Origin of the sequence: Paramicrobacterium chengjingii (assembly GCF_011751765.2) — a bacterium.
Taxonomy (GTDB): domain Bacteria; phylum Actinomycetota; class Actinomycetes; order Actinomycetales; family Microbacteriaceae; genus Paramicrobacterium; species Paramicrobacterium chengjingii.
This window is the reverse complement of record NZ_CP061169.1, coordinates 42,412-56,470: the sequence shown is the minus strand read 5'-3', so window position 1 is coordinate 56,470 and position 14,059 is coordinate 42,412. Positions and strand designations below refer to the sequence as shown.

Here is a 14,059-nt window from a genome sequence, read left to right as displayed (position 1 = left end):
CTGAGTTCCTTTCTGTGGCGTGAAAGCCCTCGTCAATCATTGTCGTCGGGCGACGAGATCGAGAGCACGTCTTTCACATCGGACAGCGCCTCAACGAGGTCATCTGTCGGTCCGGTCTTGGCGCGCGTGAACCGCATGCTCGCCTCGATCATGTCGGTGTTGCCCTCCTCGGTCTTGCGGGTGTTGGAGAGCGACGTTTCGTAGCCGAGTTCCGTAGCGCACGCGAGAATGCGGCGAAGCGCACCCTTGTTGTTGCGATACGTCACCGTGAGCCGTGCACCGCGTTCGACTGATGGGATGCGTGACGCGACGACGCTCAGCGCCATGACGGCGATCAGGTACAGCGCTGTCGCGGCGGCGGCGATGACCGGCATTCCTGCGCCGCACGCCATGCCGATCGCGGCGGTCACCCAGATGGATGCGGCAGTGGTGAGCCCGTTGACAATGTTCTGGCGCACGAAGATGACGCCGGCGCCGAGAAAACCGATCCCCGAGACGATCTGCGCAGCGATGCGCGACGGGTCGAGAACGATGTCGGCGCCAAGCACGTTCTGGAAGCCATACGCCGAAACCAGCGTGAACAGGGCGGCGCCAAGACCCACGACAGCGTGCGTGCGCATGCCAGCCGATTTCAACTGCCGCTGGCGTTCAAACCCGACAATCGCCGAGAGCCCGAACGCGATGCACAGCAAGATCAGTTCGGTGAGGATCGTGTCGGGAAGCCAGGTGATCTCGATCATCGCTGTTCCTTCCACTCGGCGAGGCGCTGCTCGATGCGGCCAACGGCCTGTGCAACACCATCAGTATTGCCCCGGATGCTGTCGGCGTGCGCTCGCGCACGAGGCGCACACGATTCCGCCGCAACGATCGCTTCCACAAGCGACTCCGCCGTGAGCTGCCGCAGCCTGACGCCCGCGCCGATCTCGACGACGCGTTTCGCCCAGAACTGCTGATCGCCCAGAAACGGTCTGATCACCTGCGGAACACCGGCTGACAATGCCGCTCCGACCGTGCCCACGCCGCCATGATGAACGGCGACGGCCGTTCGGGGCAACAGCCAGTCGTGCGAGACGTGGTCGAGAACCAGGATGCTGTCGTCGCCCTCAAGCTCCACGGCCCCAGCGCCCGTCACGACGACACCGCGGCGGCCGATGCGACGCAATGCATCGCGAATGGCAGCTCCCACAGCATCCGGATGCTTCGAGACCATGCTGCCGAATCCGACATACACGGGCGGCTCACCGTCGTTGAGAAACTCGACGAGCTTCGGCGTGGGCGATTCCGAGGAGGCGGGCAGACGCCAGAACCCGAGCGGCGCGGCGCTCGCGGGCCAGTCGGCGGGTGCCGGCAGCAGGTGAGGACTCCAGGCGTTGAGGGCCCCATCGGCCGCTACGCGATCCGCGATTCCGACGACTGGCGTCGACAGCCCCAGTCGGTCGCGGTGCAGCGTGCGAAGCATCCCCCGCCACGGTGCCTCGATTGCGGAGCTGAGCCGCCAGCTCACGCGATTCATCGCCCGCGGAACGGGGACGCTGAGCAGAGGCGAGGGGAATGCCGTCGTGGGCTGATAAAGAGGAATCAGCTGGACGGCCATCGACGGTACCCCGCGGTGCTCGGCTACGAGCGGAGCCGCCAGTGTCTTCGGGTGGTAAACGACGATGTCTGTGGCAACAGTGATGAGATCCGCGACGTCGTTGAGAAAGAGCTTGAGCGCCGACTTGGCCCGCACGGCCCCCGTCAGGGCAGCGAACGTGCCTGCGTTAGCCAGCGCATCTTGCAGCTCAAACAGGCTGTCATCCAGCGCGATGTATGTGATGCCGTGCCCCTCGGCGAGCGCGCGAAACCGTGCCGGAGCGGCAAGCGTTGGGCAGTGGCCGGCGTCGACAAGGCCGCGCGCCAGAGCCACGAACGGCTCGACGTCGCCGCGGCTGCCCGTCGTCACCAAAAGCGCGTTCATCCTGTGATCCTACGAAGCGCCGGTGACAAACTGAAGCTACGCGCTCGATTTCTCGACACGTTGCGCGCCGGGAACCCTCGACATCAGAACAGTGGCGGCACGAGCGATTGCCATGCCTGGCAGAGTGGAGACACACTGTCTCTTTCGATTGGAGTCACCGTGGCCACTGAACTACTCGCCGACCGGCCGGACTTCACCGTGCGCCGCTGCTTCGTCTCGACGATGAACAACGCCGTGTATCTCGTCACGGCACGGCAGTCGGGCGAACAACTGCTCATCGATGCGGCGGCGGATGCGGCATCCATCTCGTCGCTCCTGAGACACGGCGAGAAGGATGCCGACCGCGAGGCGCGCCTCGCCACGATCGTGACAACACACGCCCACTGGGATCACACACGCGCGACGGCCGAGGTGGCGCGCCAAACGGGGGCACAGGTGGCGATCGGGCGGGCGGATGCTGCGCAGCTCGCCGCCGAGCGTGGCATTGACGCCGAGGTGCTGCTTGACCACGGCGACCGGGTGCGCGTCGACGGTGTCGCGCTCGAGGTCATTGCGCTGCGGGGTCACACACCGGGATCGGTCGCACTTGCGCTACCCGGGGAGCCCACACTGCTGTTCACCGGGGACAGCCTTTTTCCCGGCGGCGTCGGAAACACGGGCGACGATCCTGTGCGGTTCGAGCAGCTGTTCACCGATGTCACGACACGGATCTTCGATCGTTTCTCCGACATCACGCGAGTGTTCCCTGGCCATGGCGAGCCGACGACGCTCGGTTCCGAGCGGCCCGCGCTCCCCGACTGGCGTGACCGCGGTTGGTGACCGCCCCAACCCTTTGGCAACTCGGCGCTTTGCCGCACAATTCTCTCCGTTTCACCAATGTCAGGTCGCCCGTGCTCGTAAAGTGGTGCCATGCAACCGACCGACAACGCAGTCTTCGACGCTCACTTCCACATCGTTGACCCCGCATTTCCGCTCATTCCGAACAACGGGTATCTGCCCGACGCGTTCACGGCAGACGACTACCTCCAGCGAACGCGTCATCTCGGCATCACGGGTGGCACTGTGGTGAGTGGTTCATTCCAGGGCACCGACCAGAGCTACCTCGTCGCCGCGCTCGAACGCCTGGGCCCCGGCTTCGTGGGCGTCACGCAGCTGACCGCCGACGTCACGGACGACGAGATCACGCGACTGGATGCCGCCGGCGTCCGCGCCGTGCGTTTCAACCTCTACCGCGGCGCGACGATCGAACTGTCAGACATGGAGCAGTTCGCAAACCGGGTGCACGATGTCGCCGGTTGGCACAGCGAACTCTATGTGGATGCTGCCGACCTGCCCGACCTCAAAAGCACGCTCCGGCGCCTCCCGCAAGCCTCCGTCGACCACCTTGGCATGAGCGACGACGCCACAGGCACGCTGCTCTCGCTCGTCGAGGCCGGCCTTGTCGTGAAGGCGACCGGTTTCGGGCGCATGTCGGTGAGTGATCCGGATGCTCTCATGGCGACGATCGATCGGGCGAACCCGAATGCGCTCATCTTCGGCAGCGATCTGCCGTCAACCCGCGCGACGGTACCGTTCGCCGACACCGATCTCGACCGGGTGCGCGAAGCGGTGGGCGACGCCCGTGCCGATGCCGTGCTCGTCGAGAACGCGCGCCGACTGTATCGCGTCGCCGACGTGTCGTAGGAGCGTCCTGCAATTGCCCGCGTACTCGTGGACGACGGTTGCCTCGCCTCAGGCAACGGCTCCGGATGCGGCCGTGTCGCGCGCGCGGTGAGAAACCTCGTCGCGTCCCAGCATCCGATCGATCTCTGTCGCCGCGTGCCTGCCGTCGCGGTTGGCTCCAAGTGTCGACTGCGATGGGCCGAAACCGACGAGGTGCACACGTGGTTCGACCACGACGCGCGTGCTGCGTGTCACGATGCCGCCGAGTTCGTGTCGAAGCCGCAGCGGTTCCAGATGCGCGAGGGATGCCGCGAAGCCCGTCGCCCGGAGAATGGTGTCGACCGTCGTGAGAGAGCCATCCGCCTCGCGAACGCCGTGCGGTTCGAGCGCTGTGAACATCGGCCGACGATCGAGCACACCGCGCGCCTTCGCCTCGAGCGCGTACGACGTCCAGGGAAGTCCCGTGTACGAGACGATGCTGCCTGAGGGGCGCCCTGCCTCGACGTCGGCTTTCACAGCGGTGATCGTGGCACGCCCTTCGGTCTCCGGTCTAAACGAACCGTCGAGCCAGACTGGTTCGCGTCGGGTGTACCAAAGCGTCGTCGCAACGCGTGAAACCTCTTCAAGGTGCTGAATCGCCGAGATGCCGCCGCCGACGATGGCCACGCGCTGGCCCGCGAATTCGTCGAGCGAGACGTAGTCGCGCGTGTGCAGCTGGCGGCCCCGGAAGGTCTCGGCCCCCGGGAAGGTGGGAAGGCGCGGGTTGTCCCAGGTGCCGGTGGCATTGATGATCGCCCGCGTGCGCCAGGTCTCGGCGCTTGTCTCGACGACGAGATCGCCGTCGGGCGCAGCATCCGCCCGTTCGACAGATATCACGCGCACGGGTCTCATGATCGGAAGGTCGAACGCGCTCTCGTAGTCGGCGAAATAGTGTGGCACAGCCGTCCTGCTCGGTTCCGAGTCGTCGATGGGCGGCTTCTCCATGCCTGGCAGGTCGAAGATGCCGTTCACCGTATTCATCGTGAGCGACTCCCAACGATGCTGCCATGCCCCGCCCGGCACCGGGTTGGCGTCGAGCACGACAAACGACCGATCTCCGGCATCATCATCGAGCGCACTCTCGTACCCGAGACGCTGCAGGTGGAAGGCGGCCGAAAGCCCCGCCTGCCCGGCACCGATTACGACGACTGTCGCGGTGCTCTGAGTGGTGGCCATGCTCGATGCAACGCCTCGGTGCGCCGCGATCTTCCCGCACGATCGCACACCGCAAACTGTGAGTGACCCGAGGATGCTGACGAGCAACGTTCGCGCGTGCGGAATCAAAACAACCGTCTGCGTTGTTATACCGAGTGAAGCCGGTGAACGTGCTCGTCTTCGGCGCCCACGAGCGCACACCTCGGGGTTACGGTAATGACGAGCCTCATTTGAGCTGCCCGACAGCGTCACGAGAAGGAGAATGCATCATGACGAGCGGAGTGCAGGATTCCGGAGAGATCACCCGTAGCGAAGGTGCCGAGACCGCCATTCTGGCGGGCGGATGCTTCTGGGGCATGGAAGATCTCGTCCGCAGGCAGCCCGGAGTGCTGGCAACGCGCGTCGGGTACACAGGCGGGGAGAACGACCACGCGACGTATCGCCACCACCCCGGGCACGCCGAAGCGCTGGAGGTCGTCTTTGATCCCGCGCAGACGACGTATCGCGACGTTCTCGCCTTTTTCTTCCAGATCCACGACCCGTCAACCCTCAATCAGCAGGGCAACGACAGGGGCACAAGCTATCGATCGGCGATCTTCCCCGTCACGCCCGAGCAAGAGGCGGTCGCCCGTGAGACGATCGCGGATGTCGACGCGTCGGGGCTGTGGCCCGGAAAGGCTGTGACGACGATCGAGCCTCTCGGAGCGTTCTGGGAGGCCGAGCCTGAGCACCAGGACTACCTGGAGATGTACCCCAACGGGTACACCTGTCACTTCCCGCGCGCAGGATGGGTGCTACCGAAGCGAGACGCGGCATCTGCCTGACCGCTGAGCGCGGTCGCTGCGCTCGATTCGAAGGTTCTCGATTAAGGGCGTCGGTGCCGAACAATCGGCGGTCAGGTGAGTTCGGGAAGTGTGCGCAACGCAATCAGCTGGCTCGTGGCGAAGAGTGCGATGTCGATCGCTACAGCGACGACGGCGGCAACGATCAGAACCGTCGCTGCGGCCAATGAGGCAGACCCCACGGCGAGAGCCGCGAGCACATTGGCAACCATCACAATCCGGAGTACAAGCTGCAGCGGCAAGCGAGCGAGCATCAGCACGATCCACCCTGCCCATACCACGACGACGATGCCGGCAACCGCGATCAAGAAGGGCGAGAGCGCAACCCCCTCAGCGATCTGCTCCGCGAACAGCGCAACAGCGCAACCCAGCACGGCGCAGTAAGCGGCGTCAAGACGAAGGCTCCATCGTCCAAACTTTTCACCATTGATCCGTATCATTGCCACCTCTTTCACGTCGTGACACTATGTCGCCGGGAGGCGGATTGCCCGCTGGTGTCGACCTCTCACGAACTTCACGTCAGGATAGCCGGACACGAGGTGAAAATCTGATCGCCAGAGCCATACCGCGTTTTAACGGGCAGACCGCGATGGGCAAGCCAGTTTCACGCGGCCTCTGGTAGCCGTGCACGTGGCGAAGTGGTCGATGGGTCACCGGCCACTACCGCAAGCGATCGACGCGCTAAGTACCGTTTAAGCGCGATGGTTGTTTTTGGTCGGGAATAAACGGCCCGAATGAATAAACGATTACTGATCCGCAAAATTGGATCCACCCTACTGTGCGCGAGGGGGGACTTGAACCCCCACGTTCTTGCGAACACTGGCACCTGAAGCCAGCGCGTCTACCAATTCCGCCACTCGCGCGAGTGCTGACAGCACTGTGTCAACTCAGCGAGATTAGCATGAAAAGACGCGTGCTTCCTATTCCGGGAAGCTTCCGGGAGACGGCATCACATTGCCTCAGAGAGCGCTTCACAAGATGCCTCTCCCAGCGCTTCCTACTAGCATGTGCGTAGCCACTGAACGAAAACGGGAGAGCCGTGGGGATTCTCGATAACTTTGAGAAGGGACTGGAGCGTGCCGTCAACGGCGCGTTCGCCAAGACCTTCCGCGCGGGCGTGCAGCCCGTGGAGATCTCCAGTGCGCTCAAACGCGAACTCGATACCAAAGCAGCCGTCGTCACACGCGACCGCATTCTCGTTCCCAACCGATTTTCCGTATCTCTGTCCGTCGACGATCATGAGCGTATGGACCGCATTGGCCCCACCCTCATCGACGAACTCACGAGCGTCGTACAGAAGCACGCAAAGCAGCAGGGCTACCAGTTCGCCGGAGGAATCGACATCACTCTCACCGCCGACCCAAATCTCAGCGATGGGATGCTGCAAGTGGACTCGGAAAACGTCAAGGGCGATGTCACCTGGCAGCCCGTCGTCGACATCGACGGCAAACGTCACCCCATCAGGCAGTCGCGCACTGTCATCGGCCGCGGCAGCGACGCCGACATTACGGTCAACGACACAGGCACAAGCCGCAAGCACGTTGAGATTCTCTGGGACGGCGAGCGCGCACAGGTGCGCGACCTCGGCTCGACGAACGGCTCAACCCTCAACGGCGCAAAGATCTCCCAGGCAGCGTTGGCGCCCGATTCGGTAATTCAGATCGGTCGCACCCGCATCACCTTCCGCGTGCTCGCGCAGTCTCGGCAGCCCGCGTCTGGGGCGGATGTTCCCACACGACGCACTGACATGGGCGGATTCTGGGGGCCTAACTCGTGAGTGAGCTCACCCTTCTCGTATTGCGCTTCGGCTTCCTCATTCTCCTTTGGTTTTTCGTGCTCGGGGTGGTCTACGCTCTGCGCTCTGACCTGTTCGGGCAGGGCCGCAAGGTCGATGCAGTCAAGCAGCCGGCCGTCAAAGCGGCATCCGCTCCCCCGCAGGCGAAGCCGATGGCCGCACCCAGTTCAGCGCGAAGCGGCAACGCAACAGTGCACAATGCCACACGCATTGTGATCACCTCGGGAACCAAGCAGGGCAGCGAGATTCCCCTGGGCAAAGGCCCCCTCACCATCGGTCGCGCCGCCGACTCGACGCTTGTGCTGCGCGACGACTACACCTCGACACACCACGCCCGACTGCTGCTGTGGAACGACGATTGGATGCTGCAGGACCTCGACTCGACGAACGGCACGTTTCTCGCCGGCAAGCGCGTTGGCGCACCGACCCAGATCAAGCTCGGCGCCCCCATCAAGGTCGGCCAGACGACGTTTGAGCTGCGAGGCTGACCATGCCCCTTTCGGCAAACGCGGCGGCGGCTACCGACGTCGGCAAGATCCGGTCGAACAACCAGGACTCCGGGTATGCCGGCACCCACCTGTTTATGATCGCCGACGGCATGGGCGGGCACGCGGGCGGCGACGTCGCCTCGGCCATCGCCGCCAACCGCATCATCGAAGCGGATGCCCCGTACGCCACGGTCGAAGACGCGCAGTTCGCGATGCAAGACGCCATTATGGCGGCGAACGATCAGCTGAGCGAAACGGTCTTCGAGCACCCGGAGCTCACGGGAATGGGCACGACAGTCGACGCCCTCATGGTGGTGGGCGACGAAGTGGCGATCGCACACATCGGCGATTCCCGCATCTACCTCTACCGCGACGGCGAACTGACGCAGATCACCACCGACCACACATTCGTGCAGAAGCTCGTAGACTCCGGCCGCATCACACCGGCTGAGGCACGTGTTCACCCGCGCCGCTCTGTGCTCATGCGGGTGCTTGGCGACGTCGATACGTCACCCGAGGTCGACACGCTCTCGATGCAGGTGCACGACGGCGACCGCTGGATCATCTGTTCCGACGGACTGAGCGACTACGTCGACGACCGTGACACACTGCGCATCGTCGCCGCGGGGCAGAACGCGCAGAAGACCGCCGATCGGCTCGTGAAGAAGACCCTCGACAACGGGGCGCCCGACAACGTCACCGTCGTGGTGCTCGACGTCGGTGCAAAGAGCACGGCCGAGGGGCCCGTCGTTGTCGGTTCGGCGTCCCGCCCCCTCGCGTTCGAAGTCAAGCCATCACGCCGCACTGGGCTCATTCCCGCGCTCCGGCTGCACACGGGCCGCGTCGCCCCGCTCGATCCCTCGCACTTCGAGCCTGCATCGGATGACTACCTCGAAGAGCTGATCGAAGAGGATGCCCGACGCGTGCGCCGCCGGCGTCTTACCTGGACCCTCGGCATCTTCGTGCTGGTGCTCGCCCTCGTGCTGAGTCTGCTCGCCGCGTATTCGTGGACGCAGACGCGCTACTACGTCGGTGCAGACGGCGACAGCGTTGTGATCTTCCAGGGCATCCAGCAGAACGTCGGTCCCCTCTCGCTCTCGCACGAGTACAACGACACAGGCATCCTTCTCGGTGAGTTGTCGTTCTACGACAGGCAGGAGGTTGAGCGCACCATCAGCGCAGCAAGCCTCGACGACGCGCGAGACATCGTGTCGCGCCTGCGCGTCAACCAAGATGACGAGCAGGATGCCGACTCGGGCACCTCGAGCGAGACGCCGACGCCGGCCCCGACTACGACTACGACTACGACACCGGAGGGAGACGGATGACCGACGTGAAAAGCGCCGACAGCGTCACCCCCGACACCGCGGTGATTCGCATCATGCGCAAGCTCCACGTTCCGCAGAAGATGCGCAACCGCGAGCTCATGCTGCTCATCTTCGCCTGCCTCGTGAACACCGTCTCGATCATGCTCGTGCAGCTGGGGGCCATCGGCGAGCTCGACTACTCACTGATCTACTTCGGGGCAGCGTTGTCTGTGCTCGTCTTCGGACTGCACATCTGCCTGCGCTACGTCGCCGCCCAATCCGACCCGCTTCTGCTTCCCATCGCCACCGTGCTCAACGGACTGGGTATCGCCGAGATCTATCGCATCGACATCGCCGAGGGAAACGTCGGCTGGGCCGCAGCATCCACTCGTCAAATCGCCTGGAGCGCGATTGCGATCATCGCCGCAATCGCGGTGATCCTCATACTCAAGAACCACCGAGTGCTGTTCCGCTACACGTACATCTTCGGCCTCGGCGCCTTCGTGCTGCTGCTTCTGCCACTTGTTCCAGGGCTCGGCAAGAGCGTTGGCGGCGCAAGGGTGTGGATCGGCATCGGCGACCTGCTGTCGTTTCAGCCCGGTGAGATTGCGAAGATTGCCCTCGCCATCTTCTTCGCGGGCTACCTCGTGCGCACTCGAGACAGCCTGTCAATGGTGGGCAAGAAAGTGCTCGGGGTGCGATTCCCCCGACTGCGAGACCTCGGACCCATCATGGTGGTGTGGGTGTTCGCAATGCTCATCATCATTTTCGAGCGCGATCTCGGCACAGCCCTGCTCTACTTCGGAATGTTCACTGTCATGCTCTATGTCGCCACCGCGCGACTGAGCTGGGTGCTCATCGGCGGAGGCCTGTTCGGCGCTGGCGCGTTCGTGGCGAGCCAGTCGCTCACCTACGTGCAGAACCGTTTCAACAACTGGCTCTACGCGTTCAGCGATACCGTTTACAACGGCGGGGATGCTGGCAATAGCTACCAGCTTGTGCAGGGAATCTTCGGGCTGGCGCACGGCGGTCTCATCGGGACGGGCCTCGGCCAAGGCCGCCCGCAGCTCACACCGCTTGCAGAGAGTGACTACATCATCGCGAGCCTCGGCGAGGAACTCGGTCTCGCCGGCATGTTCGCCATTCTCGTGCTCTACCTCGTGCTTGTTTCACGCGGGTTCCGCATCGGCTTCGTCGGCCAAGACGACTTCAGCAAGCTGCTGGCTCTCGGCCTCGCGTTCACCATTGCTTTGCAGGTGTTCATCATGGTCGGCGGCGTCACTCGCGTGATCCCGCTCACCGGTCTGACCGCTCCGTTCCTCGCGGCAGGAGGCTCGTCGCTCGTCGCCAACTGGATGATCGTCGCGATTCTGCTGCGCGTGAGCGACAGCGTCAGGCGCAAGCCTGCGGAGGTGAGCTCATGAACAGAGAGTTCAAACGCGTCAGCATCGTGATGGTGGCGATGTTTCTCACCCTCTTCGTCTCGACGACGGTCATTCAGGGCATCCAGGCAGACTCCCTCGCGGCCGACTCCCGCAACACGCGATCGCTGTACGACAGCTACCAGACCGAACGCGGCGCTATTCTCGCCGGCGACACGGTTCTCGCCTCATCGAAGCCGACCGGTGACCAGTTCGTGTATCAGCGCGAGTACCCGCAGGGCGAAATGTATGCAGCTGTCACGGGTTACTTCAACCCGACACAAGGGTCGTCAGGCCTCGAGCATTCGATGAATCAGTACCTCTCGGGCACGTCGAATTCGCAGTTTCTCGACAGTCTCAACCAGATCATCGCCGGTCAGGACCCCAAGGGGGCCGCCGTGGAGGTGACGATCAATCCTGCCGTGCAGGAAGCCGCGTGGAACGCCATGAAGGGCTACACCGGCGGACTCGTCGCCGTTGAGCCGAAGACCGGGCGCATTCTTGCCATGGTCACGACACCAACCTACGACCCGAATACTCTCGCCGAGCATGACAGCACCAAGGTTCTCGAGCGGTACAACGCTCTGCTCGATGAACCGAGCAAGCCGTTTTACAATCGCGCGATCAGCGGCGACCAGAACCCGCCAGGGTCGACATTCAAGGTTGTCGTTGCCGCCGCGGCTTTTGCGTCTGGCGACTACACACCCGATTCAAAGCTTCCCAACCCAGCCTCGTACACGTTGCCGGGAACATCGACGAAGATCTACAACGCCAGCCGCGGCACCTGCGGACCGGGTGACGACGTGTCGATCGCCGACGCGATCCGCCTCAGCTGCAACATCCCTATGGCGGAGCTCGGGGTGAAGCTGGGCGACGAGGCGATTCGGGACACGGCCGAGTCGTTTGGGTTCAACGACGAGAACATCACGATTCCATTGCAGTGTGGCACCAGCAACTACCCCCAAGAGGGCCTGAACGATGCCGAGACTGCGCTGTCTGCCTTCGGGCAGGGTGACGTCAAGTCGACGCCGCTTCAGATGGCGATGGTCTCGTCTGGCATTGCGAACGAGGGAACAGTCATGCAACCGACGCTCGTTGACAGGGTGACCGGGCGCAACCTCGAGGTGCTTCAGAGCTTCACTCCCTCGGTGTACAACGAAGCAACGACGCCCGATGTGGCAGCGGATGTGTCTGCCGCTATGCAGCTCAGCGTCCGAAGCGGAGCCGCGAGTAATGCCACAATAGACGGAGTCAGTGTGGCGGGAAAGACGGGCACGGCAGAAAACGGGTCCGACGAGCCATACTCCCTGTGGTTCACCGGCTTCGCCCCCGCGGACAACCCTCAGGTTGCAGTAGCAGTCGTAATTGAAGATGGTGGCGGAAAGGGCCAGTCCGGCAGTGGCAATGAGATTGCCGCTCCGGTCGCCAAAAAGGTTATTGAGGCGGTGCTGAACGAATGAGACCCATGGCAGGGGTGACCTTCGGCGGGCGATACGAGTTGGAGTCTCGAATCGCCATCGGAGGCATGGGCGAAGTCTGGAAAGCGACAGACAACGTCATCGGACGCACAGTCGCCATCAAGATCCTCAAAGACGAGTACATGGGCGACCCCGGCTTCCTCGAGCGGTTCCGTGCCGAGGCGCGCCACGCTGCCCTCGTCAACCACGAGGGCATCGCCAACGTCTTCGACTACGGCGAAGAGAACGGTTCGGCGTTCCTCGTCATGGAGCTCGTCCCCGGCGAAGCTCTGTCGTCAACGCTCGAGCGCGAACACGTGCTGTCGACCGATGCAACGCTTGATATTGTCGCCCAGACGGCCGCCGCACTGCAGGCAGCCCACACGGCTGGACTTGTTCACCGCGACATCAAACCGGGAAACCTGCTGATCACGCCAGACCGTCGCGTGAAGATCACCGACTTCGGCATCGCCCGCATCGCCGACCAGGTTCCGCTCACGGCAACCGGCCAAGTCATGGGTACCGTGCAGTACCTATCGCCTGAGCAGGCGTCCGGGCATCCGGCATCACCCTCCACCGACATCTACTCGCTCGGCATCGTCGCCTACGAGGCCCTGGCGGGAAAGCGCCCGTTCACGGGCGAATCGCAGGTGGCGATCGCGATGGCGCAGATCAATGAAGCGCCGCCGGAGCTCCCCGCCACGGTGGCAGAGCCCGTGCGCAACCTGGTGTTCTCGATGATCGCGAAGAACCCAGACGACCGACCAGCGACAACGGCACACGTCGTGCGTGCGGCGAACGCTCTGCGTCGCGGCGATGTCGCGGCAGCAACCGCCGCTGTTCCCGCCGTCGGTGAGGGAACCGGCGGAACAAGCATCATCGCCGGGTCGGATGCCGACTCCACACAGCTGATCAGCGAACACGAAGACACGGGAACCGCATCGCTACCCGTCGCCGGCGAGGGCGAAGAGGGCGCAAAGAAGAAGCGCAGTCCGTGGACGTGGCCGCTCATCGTGCTGATCGCCGTTCTCGTGCTCGTTCTCGGCGGAACAATCTTTGCGCTCGTCAACATGAACAGCGACTCGGATGCCGGCAGCACGACGACGCCTCCGACCACGATGTCGTCGACGCCTGCAGAAGAAACGAGCGAGCCGGCGCCAGAGAACACCCGCGTTTCCATCGACAAGAGCGACTTCGTCGGTCTCTCGTACGACGAAGCAGCGAGCAAGCTCGACGGACTCGGGCTCGTCGCAGAGAAGCAGGTTGGCGACCCCGCTACCTCGAGCGACCAGGTCGATAAGGTCACCGACGTCAACCCCTACGGCAAGGTGAACCCCGGCGACACCATCACGCTCACCGTCTACGGCTCGCTTGCCTCTCCGGATGCCCCAACAGAAGCGCCGTCCGTCAATAACTGCAGCGGCGCTGGCTGTGAGTTCACGGCAAGCCCCGAGAACAACACGGTGACGGCAACGTGGAACACTTACACGAATTGTCCCGCCGGAACGAGCGTCACCGGCTACCGCATTCAAGTCAGCGGCGGCTCGGTCAACAGCACAGACATCAAGCCGGGCGGAAACCAGGCAGTGACCGTCACAATCGATGAAGGCGCAACACAGCTCACGGTGTCATGGAGCGTGCTGTGCGGTGAAGCCGAATCCCAGACCTCGCCCAATACTGTGACGTCGATCACATGGGACGACCAAGGTGGTGGCGAGACCGGTGGTGGCGAGACTGGTGAGGGAAACGCGAACTCGACAAGCGACGGACTCGGCCTCACCTCGGAGCCGTCACGCGAAGAAGTGGGCACTCGCGGGTAGCGGAACAGCGCGATCCAGGGCAATACTCCACAATTCCGGCGACTGTCCAGCATCCGCCCGATAGGCTATACGCGTTCAAGGCCCCAACCGGGGCGATGTCCGACGATTCGGAGTTC

Annotated in this window: 13 protein-coding genes and 1 tRNA gene; 9 read left to right on the top strand and 5 right to left on the bottom strand. The window is 63.6% G+C overall.

The window, feature by feature from the left end; genetic code table 11:
* Nucleotides 1–32: 32 nt before the first annotated feature.
* Nucleotides 33–740 carry an MgtC/SapB family protein gene (locus HCR76_RS00305; RefSeq protein ID WP_166986041.1) on the bottom strand — a complete coding sequence of 236 codons (708 nt, stop codon included), beginning with the start codon at nt 738–740 and terminating at the stop codon, nt 33–35.
* Complete coding sequence (locus HCR76_RS00300; RefSeq protein WP_166986044.1) at nt 737–1,957, bottom strand: glycosyltransferase; 1,221 nt, start codon at nt 1,955–1,957, stop codon at nt 737–739. The genes HCR76_RS00305 and HCR76_RS00300 overlap by 4 nt, the downstream gene beginning before the upstream one ends.
* 147 nt (nt 1,958–2,104) lie before the next feature.
* Between HCR76_RS00300 and HCR76_RS00295 the strand changes: the two genes are divergently transcribed.
* Nucleotides 2,105–2,776 carry an MBL fold metallo-hydrolase gene (locus tag HCR76_RS00295; RefSeq protein WP_434063589.1) on the top strand — a complete coding sequence of 224 codons (672 nt, stop codon included), beginning with the start codon at nt 2,105–2,107 and terminating at the stop codon, nt 2,774–2,776.
* Nucleotides 2,777–2,866: 90 nt separating this feature from the next.
* Complete coding sequence (locus HCR76_RS00290) at nt 2,867–3,640, top strand: amidohydrolase family protein (RefSeq protein ID WP_166986047.1); 774 nt, start codon at nt 2,867–2,869, stop codon at nt 3,638–3,640.
* Nucleotides 3,641–3,688: 48 nt separating this feature from the next.
* On the opposite strand, the gene HCR76_RS00285 is transcribed toward HCR76_RS00290, so the two are convergent.
* Nucleotides 3,689–4,834: an NAD(P)-binding domain-containing protein gene (locus HCR76_RS00285; RefSeq protein ID WP_166986050.1), complete on the bottom strand. Its 1,146-nt coding sequence runs from the start codon at nt 4,832–4,834 to the stop codon at nt 3,689–3,691.
* A gap of 248 nt (nt 4,835–5,082) precedes the next feature.
* On the opposite strand from HCR76_RS00285, the gene msrA reads away from it, so the two are divergent.
* A complete protein-coding gene (gene msrA / locus HCR76_RS00280) occupies nt 5,083–5,637 on the top strand; it encodes a peptide-methionine (S)-S-oxide reductase MsrA (RefSeq protein WP_166986053.1) in 555 nt (184 codons plus the stop codon).
* A gap of 71 nt (nt 5,638–5,708) precedes the next feature.
* Here the strand turns inward: msrA and HCR76_RS00275 are convergent, their stop codons facing one another.
* Both HCR76_RS00275 and HCR76_RS00270 read right to left on the bottom strand, forming a co-directional pair.
* Nucleotides 5,709–6,095: a hypothetical protein gene (locus tag HCR76_RS00275; protein ID WP_166986056.1), complete on the bottom strand. Its 387-nt coding sequence runs from the start codon at nt 6,093–6,095 to the stop codon at nt 5,709–5,711.
* A 339-nt stretch (nt 6,096–6,434) separates the two neighbouring features.
* Nucleotides 6,435–6,518, bottom strand: a tRNA-Leu gene (locus HCR76_RS00270).
* A 176-nt stretch (nt 6,519–6,694) separates the two neighbouring features.
* On the opposite strand from HCR76_RS00270, the gene HCR76_RS00265 reads away from it, so the two are divergent.
* Genes HCR76_RS00265 through HCR76_RS00240 form a run of 6 tightly spaced genes read left to right on the top strand, consistent with a single transcriptional unit; the run spans nt 6,695 to nt 13,943 of the window.
* Entirely contained in the window at nt 6,695–7,432 is a 738-nt protein-coding gene (locus tag HCR76_RS00265) for an FHA domain-containing protein (protein WP_166986059.1), read from the top strand.
* Complete coding sequence (locus HCR76_RS00260) at nt 7,429–7,938, top strand: FHA domain-containing protein FhaB/FipA (RefSeq protein WP_166986062.1); 510 nt, start codon at nt 7,429–7,431, stop codon at nt 7,936–7,938. Before HCR76_RS00265 ends, HCR76_RS00260 begins: the two co-directional genes overlap by 4 nt.
* 2 nt (nt 7,939–7,940) lie before the next feature.
* Entirely contained in the window at nt 7,941–9,266 is a 1,326-nt protein-coding gene (locus tag HCR76_RS00255) for a Stp1/IreP family PP2C-type Ser/Thr phosphatase (protein ID WP_166986066.1), read from the top strand.
* On the top strand, nt 9,263–10,669 hold the full coding sequence (locus HCR76_RS00250; protein ID WP_166986069.1) for an FtsW/RodA/SpoVE family cell cycle protein: 1,407 nt from the start codon (nt 9,263–9,265) through the stop codon (nt 10,667–10,669). Before HCR76_RS00255 ends, HCR76_RS00250 begins: the two co-directional genes overlap by 4 nt.
* Nucleotides 10,666–12,126 (top strand): peptidoglycan D,D-transpeptidase FtsI family protein, encoded by a 1,461-nt coding sequence (locus tag HCR76_RS00245; protein ID WP_166986072.1) that lies wholly within the window; start codon nt 10,666–10,668, stop codon nt 12,124–12,126. Before HCR76_RS00250 ends, HCR76_RS00245 begins: the two co-directional genes overlap by 4 nt.
* On the top strand, nt 12,123–13,943 hold the full coding sequence (locus HCR76_RS00240) for a protein kinase domain-containing protein (RefSeq protein ID WP_166986076.1): 1,821 nt from the start codon (nt 12,123–12,125) through the stop codon (nt 13,941–13,943). The genes HCR76_RS00245 and HCR76_RS00240 overlap by 4 nt, the downstream gene beginning before the upstream one ends.
* The last annotated feature ends 116 nt before the right edge of the window (nt 13,944–14,059 follow it).